Here is a 24,603-nt window from a genome sequence, read left to right as displayed (position 1 = left end):
GTAATGAAAATTGCCGCCGGAAATCATTCCGGCGGCAGACTGTCTCTAAATCTCTTTCCGATTGCTCATAAACTCTACAAACTGTCCCGTTCCAATGGCAACCACTTTCATGGGATCTTCGGCTGTCATTGTATTGATACCTGTCCGCTCCTCGATCAGCTCCTCCAGCCCTCGCAACATAGCGCCGCCGCCGGTAAGCACGATCCCCCGGTCCAGGATGTCCGCAGAGAGCTCCGGCGGTGTTCTCTCAAGCACACCGATCACAGCTTCCACGATCTGACTGGTTGTCTCCCGGAGAGCCTCCTCCGTCTCAGAGGATGTGACAGTGACTGTCTTGGGAAGGCCGGTCACAAGATTGCGCCCGCGCACTTCCATGGACTCCTCCTCCACAAGAGGATAGGTCGTCCCGATCTTGATCTTGATATCTTCCGCCGTCCGCTCTCCGATGAGCAGATTATGCTTTTTCCTCATATAGCGGACAATGGCCTCATCAAAGTCATCTCCCGCAATCTTGATGGATGTATTGACAACTGTACCTCCAAGGGAGATCACCGCTATGTCGGATGTGCCGCCGCCAATGTCCACGATCATGTTTCCGCAGGGCTTGGAGATGTCGATGCCCGCCCCGATGGCTGCCGCCACCGGCTCCTCAATGAGCAGAACCTCCCGCGCGCCGGCCGCATAAGTAGCCTCCTCCACGGCTTTTCTCTCGACCTCCGTTACACCGCTTGGAACGCAGATGCTGATCCTGGGTTTTTTAAATGTGCGGCGCCCCATCGCTTTCTGCACAAAATATTTGATCATCTTTTCTGTCACTGTATAGTCAGAAATAACCCCCTGGCGCAGAGGACGCACTGCCACAATATTGCCCGGGGTCCTTCCCAGCATGAGTCTTGCCTCCTCGCCGATGGCCTTGATAGCATTAGTATCCCTGTCAAAGGCCACCACAGAAGGTTCTTTTAATATAACGCCCTTTCCCTTAATGTACACAAGGACGCTTGCTGTACCCAAATCAATTCCGATATCTACTGACATGCGCAATGTCTCCTTTCACACGAGCTGTTTATGTCATTTATATTATTTGTCATCTTTCGTCAGATTCACCGTGTTTTCGCGGATTACACATGCTCCTGCATGCACATAACATTATAATAAACTTTCCTGAAAATGGAAAGTATTTTTTCTTAAAACTTTCTTATGTCTTTCTTTCCCTTTTCCGGCCGGCTATCGCTTCAGCATCATGTCAATATACTTTCCTGTATAAGATGCAGGATTCGCCGCGATCTCCTCCGGAGTCCCGCAGGCCACCACAGTACCGCCCCGATCTCCTCCCTCAGGTCCGATATCGATAATATAGTCTGCCGTTTTGATCACGTCCAGGTTATGTTCAATGACAAGGACTGTATTTCCATCCGACGCAAGTCGGCGCAGGATCTCTGTCAGCTTGTGCACGTCGGCAAAATGAAGTCCGGTGGTCGGCTCATCCAGAATGTAGATGGTCTTTCCCGTACTTCTCTTGCTCAGCTCCGTGGCCAGCTTGATCCGCTGGGCCTCCCCGCCGGAGAGAGTGGTGGAGGGCTGTCCCAGACGAATGTAGGAAAGCCCCACATCGTAGAGGGTCTCCATTTTTCTTCGGATGCTGGGCACCGGCTCAAAGAACTCCAGAGCCTCCTCCACCGTCATATTCAGCACGTCGTAGATGCTCTTTCCCTTGTAGAGCACTTCCAGCGTCTCCCTGTTGTACCGCTTTCCGCCGCAGACCTCGCAGGGCACATATACATCTGGAAGGAAATGCATCTCTATCTTTAAAATACCGTCCCCGCTGCAGGCCTCGCACCGTCCGCCTTTCACATTGAAACTGAATCTTCCCTTCTTATATCCCCGCGCCTTTGCATCCGGCGTGGCTGCAAAGAGATCCCTTATCAGATCAAACACACCCGTGTAGGTGGCCGGATTGGACCTGGGTGTCCGCCCGATGGGTGACTGGTCAATATCGATCACCTTGTCCAGCTGCTCCATCCCAAGGATGTCCTTGTGCTTCCCGGGGATCGTCCTGGCACGGTTCAGCTCTCTGGCCAGCCGCTTGTACACGATCTCATTGACAAGGGAACTTTTGCCGGAACCGGACACTCCTGTCACGCAGGTCATAACGCCAAGCGGAATATCCACATCTATATTCTTCAGGTTATTCTCCTGGGCGCCCAATACTTTGATCCACCCTGTCGGTTTCTTTCTCTCTGTGGGAACAGGGATTTTCGTTCTACCACTTAAATATGCGCCGGTAATAGATTTTTTATTCTTCATGATCTCCTGGGCCGTACCCTGGGCTACCACCTGGCCGCCGTGCTCCCCTGCACCGGGACCGATGTCCACGATATAGTCCGCCTCCATCATGGTGTCCTCATCGTGTTCCACCACGATCACGGAATTTCCCAGATCCCGCAAGTGCTTCAATGTGGCCAGCAGCTTGTCGTTGTCCCTCTGGTGAAGCCCGATGCTGGGCTCGTCCAGGATATAGGCCACACCCACCAAACCGGAACCGATCTGGGTGGCCAGGCGGATCCGCTGGGCCTCCCCGCCGGAGAGAGAGCCCGTGGCCCTCGCCAGAGTCAGATAATCCAGTCCCACGTCCATGAGAAACTGGATCCTTGCACGGATTTCCTTCAAAATCTGTCCGCCGATCAGCATCTGCTGCTTTGTAAGCTCCAGGTTTTGCAGGAATTCCTGCAGCTTTTCCACAGAGAGGGCTGTAATCTCCGCAATATTCATTCCTCCCACTGTCACTGCCAGCGATGACTTCTTCAGTCTCTGGCCGCCGCACTCGTGACAGGGAGTGATGCGCATAAATGTCTCATACTCTGCCTTGGTCACCTCGGACCCTGTCTCTCTGTACCGGCGCTCCACGCTTTTGACCAGTCCCTCAAAAGCCACATCATAAATCCCTTCCCCTCTCTGTCCCCTGTAGTGCACTTTCACTTCTTTTCCATTGGTTCCGTAGATGAGGATATCATGTATTTTCTTGGGATAATCTTTAAAGGGCGTACTCAATGAGAATTTGTACTCTTTGGCCAGGGCTTCCAGAATGGCCCGTGTATAGCTTCCTTTGTCCGTGCAGGACTGCCACCCCAGCACCGCAATAGCCCCCTGGTCAATGCTCAGCGACTTATCCGGGATCATCAGATCCTCGTCAAATTCCATCTTGTAGCCCAGGCCATAGCACTCCGGGCAGGCGCCGAATGGGTTGTTGAAGGAAAAGCTGCGGGGCTCGATCTCGTCAATGCTGATCCCGCAGTCCGGGCAGGAAAAGCTCTGGCTGAAATTCATAGGTTCCCCGCCGATCACGTCCACCACGAGAAGTCCTTCTGCCAGGTGCAGCACGCTCTCCACAGAGTCTGTGAGGCGCTTCTCGATCCCCGGTTTGACCACCAGCCTGTCCACAATAATTTCTATATTGTGCTTGATATTCTTATCCAGGACAATGTCTTCCGATAGTTCGTACATATTACCGTCCACCCGGACGCGCACATAGCCGCTTTTCTTGGCCCTCTCAAAGAGTTTTGCATGAGTTCCCTTGCGGCCTCGCACCACCGGCGCCAGGAGCTGGATCTTTGTCCGCTCCGGCAATTCCATGATCTGGTCCACCATCTGGTCCACTGTCTGTTTCCGGATCTCCCTGCCGCACTTAGGACAGTGGGGAATGCCCACTCTGGCATAGAGAAGGCGGAAATAGTCATAGATTTCTGTCACTGTCCCTACCGTAGATCTGGGATTCCTGTTTGTGGACTTCTGGTCAATGGAAATAGCCGGGGGAAGTCCTTCTATACTCTCCACATTCGGCTTTTCCATCTGCCCCAGGAATTGTCTCGCATAGGAAGACAACGATTCCATGTACCTTCTCTGCCCCTCTGCGTAGATGGTGTCAAAGGCCAGAGAAGATTTACCCGACCCGGAAAGTCCTGTCAGCACCACCAGCTCATCTCTGGGGATATCCAGATTTATATTTTTCAGATTGTGCTCATTGGCACCTCTGATCTTAATATACTTTGTGCCGCTTTTTGCTGCCATATTGTTTCTCCTTATCTTATGCTCTGCTCACAGGCGATATTTTATACATACTTTTATTCATCGTCCATATCCTGAAGCTGCTTTTTCAGCTCAGTCATCTTGTCACGCAGCTCTGCTGCCGCCTCGAAATTCAGATCCGCGGCTGCCCTGCGCATCTGCTTTTCCAGCTCTTTGATCAGCTTCTCCAGTTCTTTCCTGCTCATGGACTCCGGATCTTTCTCCATGCGCATCTCCTCTGCCGCTACCTTCTTTGAGATGCTGATCAGATCCCGAACTGATTTCTGGATGGTAGTAGGCGTAATGCCGTGTTCTTCGTTGTAAGCCATCTGGATCTGGCGCCTTCTCTGGGTCTCATCCATGGCCTGGCGCATCGAGTCTGTGATCGTGTCTGCATACATGATCACATGGCCCTGCGCATTTCTGGCAGCCCGCCCGATGGTCTGAATGAGAGATGTCTCGGATCGAAGGAAGCCTTCTTTGTCCGCATCCAGGATTGCAACCAGTGTGATCTCCGGTATGTCCAGTCCTTCTCTCAGAAGATTGATGCCCACAAGCACGTCAAAGACATCCAGACGCATATCCCGAACAATCTCTGTTCTCTCCAGCGTGTCAATATCTGAATGGAGATACCGCACCCGTATCCCCAGCTCTTTCATATAGTCCGTCAGATCCTCCGCCATCCGTTTAGTCAGCGTGGTGATCAGGATCTTGTTCTTTTTCTCAATTTCTTTCTTAACCTCAGCCACCAGGTCATCAATCTGGCCTTCCACAGGGCGCACTTCCACCTCAGGATCCAGCAGCCCGGTAGGACGGATCACCTGTTCCGCCCGCAGAAGCTCATGGTCTGCCTCGTACTCTCCCGGTGTGGCAGACACGAACATGATCTGGTCGATCCGCTCCTCAAACTCATTAAAACTTAAAGGCCTGTTGTCCAGCGCTGAAGGAAGACGGAACCCGTACTCCACAAGGGTCCGCTTCCTGGACTGATCGCCGTGATACATGGCCCCGATCTGGGGAATGGTCTTGTGGGACTCGTCGATGATGATCAGGAAATCATCTTTAAAGAAATCCATCAGTGTGTAGGGCGGCTGTCCCGGTGCCAGCCCGGACAGATGCCTGGAATAGTTCTCGATACCGGAGCAAAATCCTGTCTCCTTGAGCATCTCCACATCAAAATTGGTCCTCTCCGCGATCCTCTGAGCCTCCAGCAGCTTGTCCTCGCTCTTAAAATACTGAACTCGTTCTTCCAGCTCTTTTTCAATGGCATCCGCAGCCCGCCGGATCTGCTCCGCCGGCACTACATAGTGGGACGCCGGAAAGATGGCCACATGCTCCAGCTCCCCTTTGATCTCTCCTGTGAGCACGTCGATCTGAGTGATGCGGTCAATCTCATCTCCAAAGAATTCCACCCTCACAGCTGTATCCGCCTCGTTGGCCGGAATGATCTCCAGCACGTCGCCCCGCACCCGGAACGTACCTCTCTTGAAATCCATCTCATTCCTCTCGTATTGGATATCAATGAGCTGCCGCAGCACCTCATCCCGATCCTTCTCCATTCCCGGCCGCAGGGAAACCATCATCTTCTCAAAGTTCTGAGGCTCGCCCAGGCCGTAGATACAGGACACGCTGGCCACCACGATCACGTCTTTTCTCTCCACCAGGGAAGCGGTGGCCGACAGCCGCAGCTTATCGATCTCCTCGTTGATGGAGGAGTCCTTGGCGATGTAGGTGTCCGATGAGGGGACGTAGGCCTCCGGCTGGTAGTAGTCGTAGTAGGAGACAAAATACTCCACTGCGTTATCAGGGAACATCTCCTTGAATTCTCCGTACAACTGAGCGGCCAGTGTTTTATTGTGGGCGATGACCAGCGTCGGCTTGTTCAATGCCTGGATTACGTTGGCCATGGTGAAAGTCTTCCCGGAACCCGTAACCCCCAGTAAAGTCTGGCATTGATTGCCTTCCCGGAACCCTTTTACAAGCGCCTCGATCGCCTGCGGCTGGTCGCCGGTAGGCTGATACGGGGCCTCCAATTTAAATATTTTTTCTTCACTCATAACTTGTTCTCCTGATTATATTCTGAGTTTTTAAGCGTTATTTACACGAATTTTTCGTGTAAGCAACCACTAAAATATAAGTACATCTCAACGAGCACGTATTTTGTCGCAAAACCATTAACGTTGTTTTGAGAACAAATGTTCCCCATTATTCTATCTTATATTATATCTGGTGTCAATTCTGCTTTTATAGGTTGTTCCGTATTATTTTTTCCCGCTTTCTGTTACACGAAAAATATATTTTTCGGACATAAAAATCAACTGATCTGCTAATCAGACTAAAGCTTCATCTTTCCATAGTGTCTTTCTATGTCTTTTAGTGTCCTCTTTTCAAATAAATGTCGTGTACAATAAAAACATTTTGCGATATGATAAAAATGAGTATAAGAGGTCTTTTTACTATTTGTATTAAAAATATAGCAAAGGATAGATTGTAAGTTATGAAAAACTTTAAAAATTTTATTTCCAAACACTGGATCGGTTGTTGGATATCTGCAAGCGTACTATTTACCCTCATCATCCACTTTTTATTTTCCTTTCAAGCTCCAAATGACTTTTTAACGGCAAAGTGGGATGCAGGAGATCTTCTTGCTTATGCAAGCACCGTTACTCTTGGATTTCTTGCGATATGGCAAAACAAAAAGAAGAAAATGATATTGCTCAGGATCGATTAGAAAAAATCAGTCTACGGGCAAACGAATTAAATATTGTAAACAAAATCATTGAATATGAATCCAATAGGCTATCCAAGCTTCAAACAACAATGGATGCATTTACCACATCCTGTGATCCTCAAACATTTGGTTTGATAATTGGGAAGAATGTAGAAAATCCCCCTGCTTTTGTTATAGATTTAACTGAACTTGAAAAGCAAATAGATGCCTCATTTTTTGAGTTAGCAAGATTATTCAGAATCGATAATAGACTTAAACATAATGACAAGCATCCTTTAAAATTAGCGTATGTTGCTTTATATCGTTATGCCAAAAAAAGTATTGTAAATTTACGGCAAATGGGGATTAGTTATAGTAGCAAGGAAGAAGCAACCGTAATACTTGCCACATTAGGGAAACTAAGAGACGATTTCATAAAAGAACGCGAACAGTATCTGTCAACCCAGGAAAAGCACTTAAAACATCTTTTATTTGAGGAATTGTCTTTAGAAGAAATTCGCAACTATTACACATATAATGAGGATACGCAATGAGAGTTTTAGATTTAGATATGGATTATTTCTTAGAATGTGTTCCTTCTGGTATTGGAGAATCGCAAATATATCGCCTTCCTGAACAAGACTATGCACATGAAGTATGGGATAATAAACGAATCCGTTATTTTTTTGAAAAGAACCTCGGATTATCCAAAAGCAATAAAATAAATGGACGAATTATTGTAGGTCATAATGAGGCCATTACCTTCTGGAAAGAACTAATAAAAAAAGGAAAATTGATTACTCCTTTTGAAGTTGTCCATATAGATTCCCATGCTGATTTAGGATTAGGCTACTCCTCTTGGAAGTATATTTTAAATACCTTATTACAATATCCTGTTGAAGACCGACCACAACATAATCAATATATAGATCGTTTCGGGAAAATGAGTCAAGAAGGTATCGGAGATTATCTGCTCTTTGCTATTGCATACCGTTGGATTTCTAAGCTCACATATTGTGCCAATCCTAATGGCGATAAAAATGATTACCTATGGGATATTTTAAAAGATTTACATGAAAATGGCATCTGGGATGATCCTGTAAAAAATCCCATTCAACTTGTCTATAACCCTAATATGGACTTTCCTAGCTACAATGACTCTGTTGATGACAAGAAAAAATATCTGGATGCCGGAATAAAAGAGCCCGAGGTTCCGATGACAATTATCCCAACAGTGAAAGACGTACAGTTTTCTGGGGATTTTGACTTTGCCTTATTAGCCCAATCACCAAACTATACACCTGCAAGTGCAGATTTTATTATGGATATTTTTAGAGAGTACATCGAAGAAATTTAAAAAATGTCTTTAAAGGCGCATCTCCGCCCCGGAAATGCGCTTTTCCCCTATTCTTCCCCTGCCAGTATAAAAGCCGTACACTGCTCCAAAGCCTTCCGGTGCAGCTTGTGCATATACCGCAGTTCATAATCCATTTCCATGGCGATCTTCTTCCAGGAATAAAAGCACAGATTTCGAAGCTCCAAAAGCGTCTGATATTCTAGGTTCTCTATGTCCCGGATACCCTATTTCTCGGATCCGTTACACCATTCTAATCCTTTAACAATTCTTCACTCAGTAGTTGTTGTATTTTTTCTCTATATTTTTGAATGGTCTCCACATTTCCCAGGACAATCTCATCAAATAATTTCGTTCCTGCTTTTTTCCTCAAAATCAGTTCTACGGGTTTGGGATTGTTTAACTCATTTCCCTTTAATAATGTTTTCGGTCTTGCTTTTTTAGATTCTGAAAATCCTAACGTACACATCCCATCAGCAGTTGCAAACGAACAGGAGACTTTGTTCTTTTTGAATTTTTCTTCCGTTTTTACTCCTGCTTTAAAGAGCTCCATCATATTCGGAAGAATTTGTATTTTCCTTCTCACAGTACCTTTTACCATTTTCTCATCTTGTCCGCTTTTGGCAAAGTCAAAATCAGATTCCTCCAGAACTCCTTGTAGGCATTTAAAATAAAATTCTTTAGGACTAAGAGTTGAATTAACCCCTGTTAAATGTTGAAAGTTATCTTCTCTCCCTGCCACGATATAAAAATCCTGTTCAACAAATGCTTCTGAGCAAATTAAGTATTCATAATCCACATAAACCTGTTTATATTGTATAGCAGCATTTATCATTTCCTCTCGAACACGTTCTTTAAAGCTTTTTTCAGACATTGTACTTTCCTTTCAAAGAAAAAAGGATGACCGCAGCCATCCTTTTTCTGATTTTTAGCAGTTTACTCTGTAATGGGAATGAGTTTTAGGTCTTCATCCCGACCGATGGAAACGGATTTAAAGTCGCCGTTCCGACTATTATACCCCACTTGGTAGGGAAACACCTTTTTGAATCGTCCACTAAGCAGGACCACTCTTCTTTGTATCTTTATTATACACAGCGTCTAATAAAAATGTCAAGCAGCAGTCCATACTTGTTTACATACCGAATCATTTATATCCCACACCATCGGCAAGTGGCAAAAAACTTGTTATACTTCTTGTACCCCGTCGTATAACAGACGGCAAGCATTTACTGCTATACATAGTACCGCAAAAACTCAAAAAAGTAAATCAGACTTTTTTGTATTTCAATCGCTATACTATGTACTTGTATTATATTACGCAATTAGCAGTTCTATGCTACTGCAATCTCATTACGAATTTTTCCTGCAAAAAGTCACAAAATCATTTTATCCGCCTGGTATCACCCAGTCCGTTTAGTATCATTCTGTCCACAAAATCTGGACTAAACAGCACGAAAAGACACTAAACACACCTCATTTTCCGCCTCCGGCACACTAGGAGACGAAATATTCTACGGCGTTGTTCGGGAAAAATTCCTTGAACTCGCCATAGAGCTGTGCCGCCAGGGTCTTATTGTGCGCGATGATCAGTGTAGGTTTATTTAGTTGCTGGATGACATTTGCCATCGTAAAGGTTTTTCCTGAACCAGTGACACCCAGAAGAGTCTGGCACTGGTTGCCTTCCTTAAAACCTCTGACTAGGTCGGCGATCGCCTGGGGCTGGTCGCCGGTGGGTTTGTATTCTGATATTAATTCGAAATGATCCATGATAAAAATAACCTCTATTTATAAATGATTAATCCACTCTATTTACAATCCAATAGCCATTTCTATTAGAACCTTTCCGTACTAGAGTACCTTCATTCTTCAATTCCTTAATGTCCGTTTGAATCTGCTTTCTGGTTAATTCTAATTCTTCTGTAAGCTCTGTTTGGGTCATTGTTGGATTCTCTGACAAAAGTTTTAGTATTGCCCGTTTTCTTCCAGCACCCTTTTTCAGCTCCTTTTCGGCTCCTTTTCGGCTCTTTTTGGGGCACCTCCTGGAATCCCTCGTGGATATAGAATCTGGAAATAAAATAACTTCTCGCCTCATCTGTCTCAAATTCAGGTTTAGGCGAACCATTCGCTTCTAACGCATACAATATTTTCTTAAATCCGGTATTTCTTCCCTCTGTCAAATGAAGCTCTTTCAGGAAATCACCAATTCTCCGATTTCTGTACCGCCGGTTGGATACATGGTATGACTTCAGTCCTTCCAATGTTACAGATCGGTCAGGTCCGGGAAAACTCACAATTTCTATTTTATCATTTCCCACTCTCACTTCTATTGGTTCACGCTCATCATAAGCTCGATGATATACCGCAATGCTTCCCTAAGTTGCTGATGAATGGGGCCTTTAAATGTCTGTTCTATAATATTATCTCCTCCTAGCCCTTCAGGAAATTGAACAACATCTATCTGCGTGTAAGGGAAAAACTTATCCGGCTCCATACTAAAAAACATCAGCCCTACATTTTTAGGTTTCGCATATTCCGGAAGATTACAGATTATGTTCATATCATTACACACTTCAACAAAGTCCCCTGTCTTTGACTTTTCGTACAAAGAACTTTTTACTTCTTTTAAATAGTTTTGGATAAGTGTAATGTTCAAATCAGAAATATCTGCCTGATGATTTACACGATCATCGAAAGGTATCCTGTTAGCAAGATTAAATAAGTCTTTTTCTTCATCATCTGACGGCTCCACTGTATTCGACATTTTTCGGATATAATGAATACGCTCTTTGTTATCTTTCACCATTGTCTTAGGTGAGGAATATGGTCTACTGTCTCCTCCCGGACACCACAGAACTATAAACTTTTTATTTTCATAATCCACCACTTCCGCTATTGGCATATATGCCGGTCTTATCAATTTACATTTTGCCAAAATACTTTTCTGGTAAAAATCTATTTTGTCTGCAGGTACTCCCTTAAGCGGGTAAACAGGACGCCCATTGTTTTCTTCCAATAATCTCGCTGTTTCTTTATCGCAAAAATGATTCAATTTATTTAAAACACTTTCTTTTCTCTCCTGTTATCACTGTATTCCACACTGCCTGCTCCATCTCTGGCTTAATGATATCATTTTCTGATGCTATAATACGACAAACTTCTATTTTATACAATTTATCTTCTTCTATTTTCCCCACTTTGGCTAATATACCTATATAATAGTGGACATTTTTTCTCTCTCCCGCTATTATAGCAGAATGCGAAAGCAAAGTACAGAACAAACATTCGGGTTTCAATAACTTATACTTATTCTTCCCTTTCACAGAAAAAAGGATGGCCGAATCCATCCTTTTTCTGTTTCTCATCAGTTTACTCCTCCATATACCACGCCGGGCAGGCAGCAATCTCCCCTTCCGATGTATACAGAATTCCGTTTGCACTGTAGTAATTGAGATTTCCGGCCTCTGCTTCAATGTACATCAGATTCGGCAGACCGTCAAAAGCTCCCGGAGCAATATACCGGATATTGGCAGGAATATAGATCTCCACCACCTGGTCAGCCACATCCGCAAGGGCTCCCGCCTCGATTCCCGTACAGGCAGAATTGCTGGGCAAAACCAAAGTCCCATCCACTATGGCCAGATCTGGCGCGCAGGAAAGAATATGTCCTGCATCATCAGACACAAATCCTTCCAACTCTCTCCAGCCTGCGTACAGTTCCAGAACGTCTGTCCCCTCTTCCACTCCTTCAAAAGGCCTGGTACACGCCGCATCCAGATACCAGCCGTCAAACACCTTTCCAGGCCTCTGGGGAATACTCCAGTTCTCAGCTGAAAAGGCATTCGCCTGCTCTGTGACAGTCACCGCAGCCGGACTGCCTCCATTTCCATACAGGTGAATGGTCAGCATAGCCGGCAGGGCTCCGGCCTCTTCCTGCTCTTCCGCCAGATCCACCCCACCAGGGATCACAGATGCGATGGCACTGCTTTCTGCCGGGGCAATCACCGGTATAGCCGTGGACACTATGTCTGCCGTCCCCTCCCGTGTTCCCATGTCCGCGGCAGGAGCCGGGGTGGGCGCAGGGACAGCAGGAAAAATGCCTTTGGAAACTTCCGGCAAAGCCACTCCCAGCTCTCCTCCTGCTTCAGTCCGGCTCTGCGCAAAACCGCCAGACACGCTGTATCCAAATGCATCTGCACCGGAGTCCTCCAGACTTCCTGCTGCTGCACACAGCCAGACTCCAAACAAAAGAATTACCACTACTTTGCACAGCTTTTCCGCTACCCCCTCTACATTCCACATGTATCCGTATAATCTGATCATCTCATCCATATCTTCTGCACCTCATTCTCTTTTTTCTAATAAAATTATAAAGGGCAAAGAAAAGAAGAGAAAGTGGCGTACTGACACATTCGGCCGCACAATCTGTTTTTATCTATACTTTCCCGGACTCTTCTCTCATGGAAAACTCCATCTTAAAGGCCGTCTCCTTCTCCCGTCCACGTATAGCCGGTATGCTCTACAGTACATTCGATCTTCCCCCCGGCAGCCACAAAGTGCCTCCACATCTTTTTCTGCATTCTATTTAGTCCTCCAGACTTTCCTGTAAAATAAAAAAGGCAGAAACATTTCTGTTCCTACCTATTCATAGTAAAAAACTGCCTATAACTCTATATACTTAGTACAAAATGCAACCAACATCTTACCTCATGCATGTATGCCCGTCAATAGTTTTCTGAATTCTTCATTCAATCGCCGCTGCAAACTCAGCATTTTGTCCCTGCATTTCACTTCTGTCCGGAAGCTCTGAAGCAATGTCTACTGCCATCTGAAGCGCTCTGATGAGCCGCTTCATGGATGTAAGATCCGAGTTAAAATAGTAGTAATTTTTTGTTCCTTCCTTGCGCACGCTCAGGATACCGGCGGCCTTCAGGATCTGGAGATGATGGGACACCGCCGGTCTTGACAGATGTGTCTTTTCCGTAATGTCCCCCACACGCACGCCGCTGCAGTTTCCCATCTGCATCATCTCGATCATCAGATGCAGGCGGTTCTCATCGCCAACAGCCATGATAATATCCTTGCAGGCCACGAATTCTTCCGCCAGCTTTTTTATCTCTCTTTCACCTTTCATTAACCTACCCTCTTTCCGGTCGCTGCTTCAAAGTGGTATCTGACGATCCCAAGATCCATCTTTGCATAGAAACCAAAACCAGACACTTTTACAGATACATTGTCCCCGTTAAGCTCAAAAACAAATTTCTGCTGGTTCATGGCCGTCGGAGCAAGCATGACAGCGTCCATTCCTTTTTTGAACCAGTCGGGCATAGTTCCGCCTGTCTTTGTCACATCTGCAATCGGTTTACTTTTATGCGGGACGCCCTGATTTTTCCCATATCCCAGGGCGATCAGACACGCCTGCTTCTCTCCGGCTGTGATTTTGGCAGCACTTTTGCCGTGGGTCATCGCCACCCAGCAGGTATTTAACCCCAGCGACTGGGCGAGAAGGACCAGTCTTTCTCCATAGTAACCGCATGTTTCATCCAGGGCTGCTCCCTTAGGTCCGACAAGGGCAATGTAGTTCTGCACCCCTGTAAACTTGCCGTAGTGCGCCATCATGGAATCAAAGCACTTCGGCTCGTCAAAAAGGATCTGTATATGAAGGCCGCTTTCTTTATTGATCGCGTCAATTTCTTTCTGCAAAGCTTCTCTCTTCTCCGGTTCGATCTTCTTCTCCTCATACTGGCGTACACTGTGACGCTCTTCCATCATTTTAATAATATCCATCTTAAATCTTCCCTTCGTTTAATTGTTTAAACCGATTGTATCATATTGCGGGTCAAAAAGGGCTTTTGTAAAGAAAATCGAGATGGATATCCGGGATGGAAACGCACTGCTTTCCGGCACCTATTTATCTTTTTTCGAAAGCAGAGCCACCGCCTCTACATGTACAGTTCCCGGGAAGAGATCGATGCACCCGGCCCGCTCCACCTGGTACCCTCTGCCCTGCAGTGTCTCCAGGTCTCTGGCCAGGCTGGTGGGCTTGCAGGCAATATAGACCATCTTCTCCACGCCAAAGCCAATGATCTTCTCCAGGGCTTTCGGGTGTACGCCGTCCCGGGGCGGATCCAGGACAATGAGATCCGGCACTTCCCCCAGCTCGTCAATGACTTTCAGCACATCCCCAGCCCAGAAAGTACAGTTTTCAAGACCGTTCAGGCGGGCATTTTCCCGGGCTGCCTCCACAGCTTCCTCTACGATCTCCACGCCTGTAACCTTTCTGGCCACAGGCGCCAGGATCTGGGCAATGGTTCCGGTGCCGCTGTAGAGATCAAAGATGACCTTGTCTTTTGTATCTCCGATATAACTTCTGGCAGCCTCATACAGCACTTCCGCCCCCAGGGAATTGGTCTGGAAGAAGGAAAACGGGGTGATCTTAAACCGAAGGCCCAGAAGTTCCTCGTAAAAATAGTCCTGACCGTAGAGAACCTTGGTTCCCTCATCTTTCACCACATCAGCCAGGCTGTCATTGGAGGTGTGGAGTATGCCTGCAATGTGCCCTTTGATCTGCCCCTTCTTTTCAAGATCCAGCAGCCTGTCCGCCCAGGGGACAAGATCCAGGCTGTTCTGTGTGGTTGTCACAAGGTCGATGAGGATCTCGCCGGTCTTTGCCGCCTTGCGCACCAGGAGATGGCGGAAAAAGCCCTCATGGCGCATGCGGTGATAATAGGAAAGGCCTGTCTCCCGGGCAAAGACAAGGGTAGCCGACAGGACTGTACGGAAATCCTCGTCCACGATCTGGCACTCGCTGACATTCACAATATCATGAAAGCTCCCTCTTTTATGCATGCCGAGGGACATAGGTCCATCCTTGTATTCATCCCCGAATGTAAACTCCATCTTGTTCCGGTAGGCCTCTGTCAGGGGGCTGGCCTTGATCCCGTCCCACTGGTACTCCCTGCCGCCGCATTTCTTGATGGCTTCATCCAGCAGCCCCCTGACCTGGGACTCCTTCAGCTTCAGCTGCTCCTCATAGGGAAGAGTCTGGTAGGTACAGCCGCCGCACTGCCCAAAATGCGGACAGACGGATGGAATCTCAAGGGGAGATGGCTTCAGCACTTCCAGCACTCTTCCTTCCGCCCTGCCTTTTCGGATTTTATTAACAGAAATCCTGACCTCCTGCCCCGGAATGGCGTTTTTGACTGTCACAGTACGGTCCGCACCTTCCACCTTTACACGCCCTTTATTGGGGTAATCTATCTTTTCAACAGTTCCTTCCAGTATCTGTCCTTTTTTCATCTGCTCAAAACTCCTCTTATTCTTCTTCGCTTCCTGCCCATCCCCGGGCAAAAAGAAAGACAGAACATTGCGCTGTCCTGTCTCTTTCTTTTTGTCCCGATCTTATACCTGATCATCTTCGTTAAAGAAGTCGTCATCGAAATCATCGTCAAAATCTTCTTCGAAATCCTCCAGATAATCCGGGGTAAAGAAACAATATACTGCGTATGCGATTGCTGCCACTGCTGCGATAGCTCCAACAATCGCCAGCACCCAGAGCACTGTTCTGCATGTCTTGTCGTCCTCATCTTTTTTACGGATCAGTTCGTTCAGCTTTGAAGCTGCAATAATATCTTCTACCTTGCTCATATTTCCCACACATCCTTTCTTCAGTTTGTCCTGCAAGTATAATTCGTTGGCATTATTATAACACCTTCCGGTTCATATTACTACTTATTTTTGTAGGAAATTTTCTGATAAATCATTTTTTATTGTGCTGGACAGGTTATATTTTCTGCAATTTTGCAAACGCCGCAAACATCTTTTTTGTTCCGGCTTTGTCAAATTCCACCGTCACTTCGTAGTCCCGGCCGCCCTCCACGATAGCAGTCACAAGTCCCTCGCCAAATTTCACATGGCGCACCCGGTCTCCCACATCATAGCCCGGTCCGGTCCCCCCTGCCACTTTAAACTGCTGTACAGGTCTGGGGGAGGAAAATGCTTTTGTGTGAAACGCCTGCCTTGCCTGCTGCCAGGAAGACTGCCTGGAGGTCTCCTCCTCCTTCTCTTCCTTGTCAAACTTCATGCCTGTGGAGAGCAGGTCCATGGGGATCTCCTTCAAAAAGCGGGACATTTTGTTGTACTGGGTCTCTCCCCGCACCATCCGTCTTCTGGCACAGGTCAAAGTAAGCTGCTTCATAGCCCTCGTAATCCCCACGTAACAGAGGCGCCTCTCCTCCTCCAGCTCCTCCGGGCTGTCAGAGGTAATGGTCATATAGCTGGGGAATAGGCCGTCTTCCATTCCCGCCAGGTATACACGGGGAAATTCAAGCCCCTTGGCACTGTGCAGCGTCATAAGGACTACATAGTCACTGTCCTCATCCAGGCTGTCAATGTCCGCTACAAGGGCAACCTCCTCCAGAAAGCCCCCGAGAGTAGGTGCCTCGCCCCGCTCACGGCAGCTCTCCTCATAGTCCGCCGCCTTGTTTTTCAGCTCGTCGATGTTTTCGATCCTGGCCTCCGCCTCGATCTCTCCCTCTGTCTTCAGCTCTTCGATATATCCCGTCATCTCGATCACATCTTCCAGCAGCTCCAGAAGGCTCTTCTGATCTGCCTCCTGTCTGAAATGCTCTATAAGAGCTGCAAAGGACTCGATCTTTGCAAGGCCTCTGCCAATGCCGGGAATCAGATCCGCCGCCAGGACGGCCTCATAAAAACTGATCCCTCTTTGGAGGGCATACTCCTGTACCCGATTCACACTGGTCAGGCCGATCCCCCGCTTGGGAACATTGATGATCCGGCGCACAGCCAGATCATCTCTGGCATTGTCTATGGTTTTCAGATAGGCCAGAAGATCCTTGATCTCCTTTCTGGCGTAGAAGTTGACGCCCCCTACCAGTTTGTAGGGAATATTGGCTGAGACAAGCTTCTCCTCAAAAAGTCGGGACTGGGCGTTGGTCCGGTAGAGAACAGCATTGTCACTGTATGTACAGTCCCCTCTGTCCACGCCGCCGCGGATCTCGCCCACAATATACTCCGCCTCATCATACCCGGTGTCAAACTGCCTGAATTCTATCTTCTCCCCCTGACCGTTGTCTGTCCAGAGGGTCTTGTCCTTCCGTCCCCTGTTGTTGCGGATGACTGCATTGGCCGCATCCAGGATCGTGCTGGTGGACCGGTAATTCTGCTCCAGTTTGATGACCCTGGCATCCTCAAACACATTCTCAAAATTGAGGATATTCCGGATGTCCGCGCCCCGGAATTTGTAGATGGACTGATCGTCATCTCCCACCACACAGAGGTTTCTATACTTTGACGCCAGGGTGCTGACAAACTGGAACTGGACGTTGTTTGTATCCTGATACTCATCCACCATGATATAGCGGAAGCGCTCCTGGTAATAGTCCAGCACATCCGGCTGGGTCTTCAGAAGCTGCACGGCTTTTACAAGGAGATCGTCAAAATCAAGCGCGTTGTTGGCCTGCATCTGCTTTTCATACTCCTCATATACAGTGGCGATCTTCTGCCTGGAGAAATCTCCTTCTGCCCGGAGCCGGAACTCCTTTGGGGAGATCATCTCGTTCTTGGCGGCGGAGATAGCGGCCAGCAGATTCCTCTCCCGGTAGATCTTTGTGTCGATCTGCAGGTATTTGCAGATGTCTCTCATCAGCGTCTTCTGGTCATCTGTGTCGTAGATCGTAAAATTGGTGTCATAGCCCAGACGGTCTATGTGCCTGCGCAGGATGCGCACGCAGGTGGAGTGAAATGTGCTGACCCAGATGCTCTCTGAGCCAAACCCCACAATGTTATCCACCCTCTCGCGCATCTCCCCGGCCGCCTTGTTGGTGAAGGTGATGGCCAGGATATTCCAGGGATTTATCCCCTTCTCTTCAATCAGATAGGCGATCCTGTGGGTCAGGACCCGGGTCTTCCCCGATCCCGCTCCGGCCAGAATGAGAAGGGGGCCTTCTGTGTGATAGACAGCCTCCTGCTGCTGCTCATTTAATGTCTCATATATGCTCATGTTTTCTCCTTTAACTTTGGTGATACTCCCGTTTCGTTTTATCCGTAACTGATATCATACCACAGTTTCCATGAGCTTTCCAGATTCTTTTACCTCATCAGGTCCTGCATGCTTTTCAGGCTGATAACAAGTGTGGATGTATTGTGCAGCAGAGCAGATGTAGTAGGCTGGATCACGCCGGCCACGCCCAGGCAGATGAGCGCTGTATTGATTCCCACGATGGAGCGGTAATTCTTCTGGATCCGTCCCATAAGCAGGCTGCTCAGCTGTTTCAGTGTGACGATCTCGTAAAGATCATGGCCCTCGATGGTAATATCTGCGATCTCCCTGGCGATCTCTGCCCCGTCGCTGATGGCGATCCCGGCATCCGCTGCGGAGAGGGCCGGTGAATCGTTGATGCCGTCCCCGGTCATGACCACTTTGCGGCCTTTCCTTTTCTCCTCCTCCACAAACCTGGCTTTGTCCTCCGGCAGAACCTCTGCATAATACTGGTCCACTCCCACTCTCCTTGCAATGGCAGCGGCAGTTTTCTCGCTGTCCCCCGTCATCATAACGATCTTCTTAAATCCTGCTTTCCGCAGTCCCCGGATCACTTCCGGCGCTTCCTCCCGCAGGGGATCTTCTATGCAGATCACCGCGGCCAGCACATTGTCTATAGCCAGATAGAGGTGGGAATACGCCTCTGAGAGCTGCTGGAACTTTTCCTGAAATTCCGGAAGTATCCGGCATTTTTCATCCTCAAACACAAAATGATAACTGCCGATAACCACTTTTTTGTCTTTTATATAGGAAGAAATGCCGTGAGCCACTATGTAATTCACCTTTGAATGCATCTCCTCGTGGTCAAGCCCCTGCTTCTTCGCAGCTGTCACCACTGCCTTTGCCATGGAATGAGGGAAATGCTCCTCCAGGCAGGCGGCGATCCGCAGCATCTCCCGGGGTGTTCTCCCATTGAAAGTCACCACTTCCTTCACCGTAGGCTTCGCCTTCGTCAGCGTGCCTGTCTTATCAAACACAATGGTATCGGCCTCTGCCACTGCCTCCATAAATCGTCCGCCTTTGACCGTGATCCCGAAAGCGCCCGCCTCCCGAATGGCAGACAGAACAGCGATAGGCATGGCCAGCTTCAGCGCGCAGGAGAAATCGACCATAAGGACCGCCAGAGCTTTGGTCATATTTCTCGTGGTCAGCCAGGTAAGGATGGTGCCTGCAAGTGTATAGGGTACAAGGCGGTCCGCCAGGCTTTCGGCCTTGCTCTCAAGGCCGGATTTCATCTTCTCAGACTCCTCGATCATGGTGACGATCTTTTCAAATCTGGTGGAGCCGGACGTCTGCTTCACCTGCACAGTGATCTCCCCCTCCTCGAGCACGGTGCCCGCGTACACATAGCTGTCCTTCTCCTTTTTTACAGGCATGGACTCCCCGGTCATGGAAGCCTGGTTTACCATGGCTTCCCCGGAAGTCACAATACCGTCAAAGGGAATGACATTTCCCATATGTACCACCACTTCATCGCCGGTCCTGACAACTGAGGCAGGGACAAGCACTTCCTGCTCTTTTGTCTTCAGCCACACTTTTTTAACCTGCAGCGACATACTCCTGGCCAGATCTCCCACTGACTTTTTGTGCGTCCACTCTTCCAGTATCTCCCCGACTCCGAGCAGATACATGACAGAGCCCGCCGTGTCAAAATCTGCTCGCAGGACGGAGACTGCTATGGCCGCCGCATCCAGCACTTCCACCTCCAGTTTCCCTCTCGAGAGACTTTTCAGTCCTTTTGCAAGATACCTGACAGACCTGCACCCTGTGTAGGCAGCCCGGACCGGAAAGGGGAGAAATTTCTTGCCAAAATGGAACAGCGTCCTCCCGATCAGCTTCTCCCGGTAGATCCTGTTCAGCTCCCTCCCGGAATTTTCCAGCACATTGTCCGGCACATGTACATTTCTATACTGAAAAGACCGCAGAGCCCGGAGTATATCTTCTCTTTCCCCGCTATAGCACACCACCGCATCCCCCGTCTGTTCATAGACTCTGGCAGAGGTCACACCGGGCAGCGTCTCCAAAAAGTAGAGAAGTGTATCCGCCTCTTTGCAGGTCATCCGTCTCTGCTCCATATGCAGGCGGATGCGCCCTCTTATCTCGTGTCTGATCCTGTATTTCAACTTTGATCCCTCCATTTTTCATAAGGAGAAGGCGGAGCCATCTGTCGGTGGGGCTCCGCCTTCTCCTCTCTATTTCAGACTTCTCGGTCTTATGTTCTAGTTTTCTTCAGATGCAGCTTCTGCATCCTCCTGCACACAGGCCGCCTCTTCCTTTTCGCGGTCCTCATTGATCTGTTTTGCCTCAGCCAGGATATCTTCCGCATTTTCCTGCACAGTAGTCACTGTCGTCATAACGCTCTCCTTAGCTCGCAGAACAGCCGCTGTGCACTTTGTGTATACATTTTTCGCATCCTTGCTTGCAAGGATCTTTACGCCAGCGGTGCCAAACAGTACACCTCCCGCAAAAATCCCAAGGCCTTTGCCGCATTTTAAACATTTAGAAATCTCAAACATCTCTTCTGCCTCCTTATTTGTGTTTATAACCAGTATAGAACAGCATGACGCAGCAGAATGCCATCATCCATGCCCAGAATTTATGGGATTTCATCTTCATCACTCCCTTACCTTTGCTAATATACTGAGTTGATATAAATTATGATAGTTTTCAGGCAGCCAGTTAGTCAATTCTAAGTAGGATTAACGATAAAACTTATCACTTTCCCGGCTCTTCCGGCTCATAGACGATCCTTCTGCTGAGCACGCCGATCTCTTCCAGGGCATTCACCATGCGATATACAGTGGCAATCCCTATAGACTCATCCTCCTTTGACGCACGGTAAAAAATCTCCTTGCAGCTGGAGCAGCGATTCTCCATGATAATATCCAGAAGCTCCATGCGCTGCTTGGTGATCCTGCAGCCGTTGGCTTTCAATTTGGCAATAATACGTTCTTTTTCTTTGTCCACGCTGACTCCTCCTACAGCAAAGTAAGTACTAAGAGATGCCTGTCACATGATACCCGGCTTTTTCCACTGCACTCTTTAGAATGTCTTCATCAATCTGTCTGTCAAAGGCAATATTTGCCCTCCCCTTTACAGGGTCAACCTCTGCCCGGACTCCATCGATCTGATTCAGTGCCTGGGTCACAGCCACTGCGCAGTGCTGGCAGTGCATGCCCGATATCCTCATAGTCTTTCTGCCGATCACACGGCCATCCAGGTGCTTCTTCGGCATTTTACCGCCGCTTGGGCAGCTTCCTCCGGCGGGACATCCAATGCATTTTGCGCCGCTCTTTTTCGCCTTTACCATATATGCAACCGCAGCTGCGACGATCGCCGCAATGACGATCAGAGCAATGATATCTGCCATAATACTCCACACCCCATCCTTTCTTCCAGTTCTTAATATAGGCAGTGAACAAAGTCTAGTCAACTCTGTCCACTGCCTTTTTTGTCATCCGCAAGCTGATCATGCGGTGTGTAGGCTGTATTCTGCCGCAAACTCCTGGTCAGATTTGCGAATTCTCCATATAATGATCAGCGCGAACACAAGGACCGCGATCATTCCCGGAACAAAGGCTGTTCCAAGAGATCCGGTTGTAATGAGTGTGCCGATCTGGTATACGGCAAAAGCCACCGTGTAGCCTGTAGCCAGCTGAAGGCAGATGCCGCCAAACAGCCATTTTCCACTCTTCATCTCAGAGTTCATAGCACCGAGAGCCGCAAAGCAGGGCGGTGTGTAGAGATTGAACATCAGGTACGCCAGGGCTGCCACCTTGGTCAGTCCCATGATGGTGGCCACTTCGTTCCCGCTGCCCACCAGAGCCAGCTCGTCTGTGTCGATCAGGTTGGTAACGCCGTACACAACAGCAAGCGTTCCCACCACATTCTCTTTTGCGATAAATCCTGTAACGGCCGCGGCCGCAAGCTGCCACACACCAAATCCCAGGGGGATAAACAGGATAGAGATCGGATGCGCAATGCTGGCAAGGATTGAGGTGCTTTCTGCGCCCTCTGCCACAAGCTGGAACTGCCAGTTGAAGCTCTGCATGATCTGTACCACCGTATTGCACACCAGTATAATGGTTCCGGCTTTTATAATGTACGCTTTTCCGCGCTCAAGCATAGATACGCACGCTCTCTTTAAGCTGGGAAGTTTATACTCCGGAAGCTCGATGATAAAGAATGATTTACGGTATTTCTGTCCGGTGATCCTCTTTACGAGCAGGGCTCCCAGCAGAACCAGCACGATCCCTACCAGGTACATAGTAGCTGACACCCACCATGCGTCTGCGAAGAACGCTCCCGCGAACAGGGCAATGACGGGAATCTTGGCGCCGCAGGGCATGAAGGGCGTGAGCATAGCTGTTGTCCTGCGCTCCCTCTCATTTCGGATCGTTCTGGAAGCCATAACGCCCGGGATGGCACATCCGGTACCGATCACCATAGGGATGACCGATTTTCCGGAGAGCCCCACTCTCTTGAAGATGGGGTCCAGCACGACCGTGGCCCGGGCCATATAGCCGCAGTCCTCCAGAAGGGCGATGAGGAAATACATGACCATGACAAGAGGCAGGAAGCCGACTACCGCGCCGACACCGCCGATAATGCCGTCAACCAGGATGGCGTACAGCAGTGGATTGGCATTTTCCATCAGTCCACCGACCCACGCCTGGAACGTCTCGATCCAGGCCACCAGCCAGTCCGCGATCCATGTGCCAAGAGTTGTCTGTGATATGTAAAACACAAGGAAAATGATAGCCGCAAAGATCGGGATACCAATGATCTTGTGGGTGATCACACTGTCAATCTTATCCTGGAAATTCTTATCTTTTGTAAAGACCTTCCTCTGTTCTACCTGCTTGACGATGCCGCCCACAAACGCGAATCTCTTTCTGTCCGCAGCCTCCACCTCAGCTTTATCTTTCAGATCAATGTCTGCCTGCACATAGGGAGCATCCTGTCCCTTCCCCTTAAGAGCCGCAGCCTGGGCCAAAACTTCCTTCAGATCCTCATGTCCCGAGGCGGTGGATATAGTCTTGATGACCGGGCAACCCAGTTTCTCGGACAAAAGTTTTTCATCGATCTTTGTTCCCTTCTTTTCGGTGAGATCACTCTTGTTCAGCGCTACCACCACCGGAACGCCAAGCTCAAGCAGCTGCGTGGTGAAGAACAGGCTCCGGCTCAGGTTTGTGGCATCCACGATATTGATGATCGCATCGGGATGTTCATTTTTCACATACCCGCTCGTGATGCTCTCCTCCGAAGTAAACGGCGACATGGAATAGGCCCCCGGCAGGTCCACCGCGACCAGCTCCTCCGCTCCGTCGTAATAAGCCTTCCTGATAAGGCTCTCCTTTCGCTCCACCGTAACACCGGCCCAGTTTCCAACGCGCTCGTTCCTGCCTGTCAGCGCATTGTACATGGTTGTCTTTCCGCTGTTAGGATTTCCTGCAAAAGCAATTCTCATAGCACATTTCTCCTCCTTCATCTCTTATTCAATTAGAATTAACTAACTCTTGTGCAGAGACGGTGCGAAAACAGCCGCCCCTTTTATTTATATTGAAATAGCTTTCGCTAGATCAGTATCGATATTGTATCTGCCATCCTTGATGGAGACCACGCATCCTCCCCGCATCCGGGAGACTACAGTGATGGGCTCGCCGCTGTAGCAGCCGAGGGAAAACAGAAAGGCTTCCAGCTCATCGTCCTCCGTCGCGATACCCTTTACGATATATTCCCTGCCCTCTTCGGCTTCCAGCAAAGTCATCTTATCCTGCCTCCTCTATGAATAATTTTATTTATAGTATACAAGACTAACTTATTTTTGTCACTTCTAACATTTGATAGTTTAAACTAACTCGCTCTGTTTGTCAATTCTTTTCTAAAAGAAAAATATTATCTTCTCCGGAGCATACTTTATAACCATCATTTCCAGGTTTACTCCGGCCGCTTTTTTATGTTATACTGTAAAAAATAGGTCCTCCTTCCGGGCTGTCGGCAAGAAGGAAAAAAACTGAGGTGAAACTGATGAGTATAAACACAAATGAATCTTCTGAAAATTATCTGGAGACGATCCTGATCCTGAGCAAAAAGCACCCTGTTGTCCGCTCTGTAGATATTGCCACGGAACTGGATTTCAAAAAGTCCAGCGTCAGCGTTGCCATGAAAAAACTGCGGGAAAGCGGGCACATCCAGGTATCCCCGGAAGGCTACATTACATTGACAGAATCTGGCCGCGAAATAGCGGACTGTATCTATGAACGGCACCAGCTTATCTCCTCCTGGCTGATCCGCCTGGGTGTAACCCCGGATGTAGCCGTAGCGGACGCCTGCCGCATGGAGCATGTGATCAGCGCCGAGAGCTTTGAGGCCATCAAGCGACATATCAAATAGAGAATGAACGAACGATTAAAAAGG

24 protein-coding genes and 1 pseudogene are annotated in these 24,603 nt (G+C 48.4%); 4 read left to right on the top strand and 21 right to left on the bottom strand.

The window, feature by feature from the left end; genetic code table 11:
• Window positions 1-45: 45 nt before the first annotated feature.
• From mreB to uvrB, 3 genes are all read right to left on the bottom strand, one after another.
• Entirely contained in the window at window positions 46-1,035 is a 990-nt protein-coding gene (gene mreB / locus INF30_RS06600; protein WP_076776924.1) for a rod shape-determining protein, read from the bottom strand.
• Window positions 1,036-1,224: 189 nt separating this feature from the next.
• Window positions 1,225-4,065 (bottom strand): excinuclease ABC subunit UvrA, encoded by a 2,841-nt coding sequence (uvrA, locus tag INF30_RS06595; RefSeq protein ID WP_226394630.1) that lies wholly within the window; start codon window positions 4,063-4,065, stop codon window positions 1,225-1,227.
• Between the two features lie 53 nt (window positions 4,066-4,118).
• Window positions 4,119-6,119, bottom strand: coding sequence for an excinuclease ABC subunit UvrB (gene uvrB, locus INF30_RS06590; RefSeq protein WP_226394629.1), 2,001 nt, complete (start codon window positions 6,117-6,119; stop codon window positions 4,119-4,121).
• Between the two features lie 440 nt (window positions 6,120-6,559).
• Here uvrB and INF30_RS06585 point away from each other — a divergent pair, with 440 nt between their 5' ends.
• Genes INF30_RS06585 through INF30_RS06575 form a run of 3 tightly spaced genes read left to right on the top strand, consistent with a single transcriptional unit; the run spans window position 6,560 to window position 8,129 of the window.
• The gene (locus INF30_RS06585) at window positions 6,560-6,793 is read left to right on the top strand and encodes a hypothetical protein (protein WP_226394628.1); all 234 of its coding nucleotides are present in this window, start codon (window positions 6,560-6,562) and stop codon (window positions 6,791-6,793) included.
• On the top strand, window positions 6,748-7,326 hold the full coding sequence (locus INF30_RS06580; protein ID WP_226394627.1) for a hypothetical protein: 579 nt from the start codon (window positions 6,748-6,750) through the stop codon (window positions 7,324-7,326). The genes INF30_RS06585 and INF30_RS06580 overlap by 46 nt, the downstream gene beginning before the upstream one ends.
• Window positions 7,323-8,129 carry a peptide arginase family protein gene (locus INF30_RS06575; RefSeq protein ID WP_226394626.1) on the top strand — a complete coding sequence of 269 codons (807 nt, stop codon included), beginning with the start codon at window positions 7,323-7,325 and terminating at the stop codon, window positions 8,127-8,129. Before INF30_RS06580 ends, INF30_RS06575 begins: the two co-directional genes overlap by 4 nt.
• A gap of 250 nt (window positions 8,130-8,379) precedes the next feature.
• On the opposite strand, the gene INF30_RS06570 is transcribed toward INF30_RS06575, so the two are convergent.
• The 18 genes and pseudogenes from INF30_RS06570 to INF30_RS06485 form a co-directional block, all read right to left on the bottom strand.
• On the bottom strand, window positions 8,380-9,000 hold the full coding sequence (locus tag INF30_RS06570; RefSeq protein ID WP_226394625.1) for a PBECR4 domain-containing protein: 621 nt from the start codon (window positions 8,998-9,000) through the stop codon (window positions 8,380-8,382).
• Between the two features lie 623 nt (window positions 9,001-9,623).
• A pseudogene (locus INF30_RS06565) lies at window positions 9,624-9,893 on the bottom strand (DEAD/DEAH box helicase family protein); the annotation flags it as partial.
• Window positions 9,894-9,921: 28 nt separating this feature from the next.
• Window positions 9,922-10,065, bottom strand: a complete 144-nt coding sequence (locus INF30_RS14900) for an HTH domain-containing protein (RefSeq protein ID WP_083582479.1) — start codon at window positions 10,063-10,065, stop codon at window positions 9,922-9,924.
• Complete coding sequence (locus INF30_RS06555; protein WP_226394624.1) at window positions 10,001-10,441, bottom strand: ATP-binding protein; 441 nt, start codon at window positions 10,439-10,441, stop codon at window positions 10,001-10,003. Before INF30_RS06555 ends, INF30_RS14900 begins: the two co-directional genes overlap by 65 nt.
• A gap of 8 nt (window positions 10,442-10,449) precedes the next feature.
• A complete protein-coding gene (locus INF30_RS06550; RefSeq protein WP_226394623.1) occupies window positions 10,450-11,139 on the bottom strand; it encodes an AlbA family DNA-binding domain-containing protein in 690 nt (229 codons plus the stop codon).
• 37 nt (window positions 11,140-11,176) lie between these two features.
• Window positions 11,177-11,488: a hypothetical protein gene (locus INF30_RS06545; RefSeq protein WP_226394622.1), complete on the bottom strand. Its 312-nt coding sequence runs from the start codon at window positions 11,486-11,488 to the stop codon at window positions 11,177-11,179.
• A gap of 4 nt (window positions 11,489-11,492) precedes the next feature.
• Window positions 11,493-12,455: an InlB B-repeat-containing protein gene (locus INF30_RS06540; RefSeq protein WP_226394621.1), complete on the bottom strand. Its 963-nt coding sequence runs from the start codon at window positions 12,453-12,455 to the stop codon at window positions 11,493-11,495.
• 412 nt (window positions 12,456-12,867) lie between these two features.
• Window positions 12,868-13,257 (bottom strand): ArsR/SmtB family transcription factor, encoded by a 390-nt coding sequence (locus INF30_RS06535; RefSeq protein WP_226394620.1) that lies wholly within the window; start codon window positions 13,255-13,257, stop codon window positions 12,868-12,870.
• Window positions 13,257-13,910: a nitroreductase family protein gene (locus INF30_RS06530; protein ID WP_226394619.1), complete on the bottom strand. Its 654-nt coding sequence runs from the start codon at window positions 13,908-13,910 to the stop codon at window positions 13,257-13,259. The genes INF30_RS06535 and INF30_RS06530 overlap by 1 nt, the downstream gene beginning before the upstream one ends.
• 120 nt (window positions 13,911-14,030) lie before the next feature.
• Window positions 14,031-15,422: a 23S rRNA (uracil(1939)-C(5))-methyltransferase RlmD gene (rlmD, locus tag INF30_RS06525; protein WP_226394618.1), complete on the bottom strand. Its 1,392-nt coding sequence runs from the start codon at window positions 15,420-15,422 to the stop codon at window positions 14,031-14,033.
• 102 nt (window positions 15,423-15,524) lie between these two features.
• Window positions 15,525-15,770 (bottom strand): hypothetical protein, encoded by a 246-nt coding sequence (locus tag INF30_RS06520; RefSeq protein WP_033126807.1) that lies wholly within the window; start codon window positions 15,768-15,770, stop codon window positions 15,525-15,527.
• Between the two features lie 136 nt (window positions 15,771-15,906).
• Window positions 15,907-18,144: a DNA helicase PcrA gene (pcrA, locus tag INF30_RS06515; protein ID WP_226394617.1), complete on the bottom strand. Its 2,238-nt coding sequence runs from the start codon at window positions 18,142-18,144 to the stop codon at window positions 15,907-15,909.
• 89 nt (window positions 18,145-18,233) lie between these two features.
• A complete protein-coding gene (locus tag INF30_RS06510; RefSeq protein ID WP_226394616.1) occupies window positions 18,234-20,306 on the bottom strand; it encodes a heavy metal translocating P-type ATPase in 2,073 nt (690 codons plus the stop codon).
• A 96-nt stretch (window positions 20,307-20,402) separates the two neighbouring features.
• Window positions 20,403-20,699, bottom strand: a complete 297-nt coding sequence (locus tag INF30_RS06505; protein WP_226394615.1) for a DUF6110 family protein — start codon at window positions 20,697-20,699, stop codon at window positions 20,403-20,405.
• Window positions 20,700-20,898: 199 nt separating this feature from the next.
• Window positions 20,899-21,150 (bottom strand): Fur family transcriptional regulator, encoded by a 252-nt coding sequence (locus INF30_RS06500; RefSeq protein WP_076776853.1) that lies wholly within the window; start codon window positions 21,148-21,150, stop codon window positions 20,899-20,901.
• A 28-nt stretch (window positions 21,151-21,178) separates the two neighbouring features.
• The gene (locus tag INF30_RS06495; RefSeq protein WP_226394614.1) at window positions 21,179-21,553 is read right to left on the bottom strand and encodes a heavy-metal-associated domain-containing protein; all 375 of its coding nucleotides are present in this window, start codon (window positions 21,551-21,553) and stop codon (window positions 21,179-21,181) included.
• 99 nt (window positions 21,554-21,652) lie between these two features.
• Entirely contained in the window at window positions 21,653-23,653 is a 2,001-nt protein-coding gene (feoB, locus tag INF30_RS06490) for a ferrous iron transport protein B (protein ID WP_226394613.1), read from the bottom strand.
• A gap of 87 nt (window positions 23,654-23,740) precedes the next feature.
• A complete protein-coding gene (locus tag INF30_RS06485; protein WP_087174131.1) occupies window positions 23,741-23,953 on the bottom strand; it encodes a FeoA family protein in 213 nt (70 codons plus the stop codon).
• A gap of 266 nt (window positions 23,954-24,219) precedes the next feature.
• Here INF30_RS06485 and INF30_RS06480 point away from each other — a divergent pair, with 266 nt between their 5' ends.
• Entirely contained in the window at window positions 24,220-24,579 is a 360-nt protein-coding gene (locus INF30_RS06480) for a metal-dependent transcriptional regulator (RefSeq protein WP_076780762.1), read from the top strand.
• The last annotated feature ends 24 nt before the right edge of the window (window positions 24,580-24,603 follow it).

The organism is Claveliimonas monacensis, assembly GCF_014982975.1.
Taxonomy (GTDB): Bacteria; Bacillota; Clostridia; order Lachnospirales; family Lachnospiraceae; genus Claveliimonas; species Claveliimonas monacensis.
This window is presented reverse-complemented; position numbering and strand designations above follow the sequence as displayed.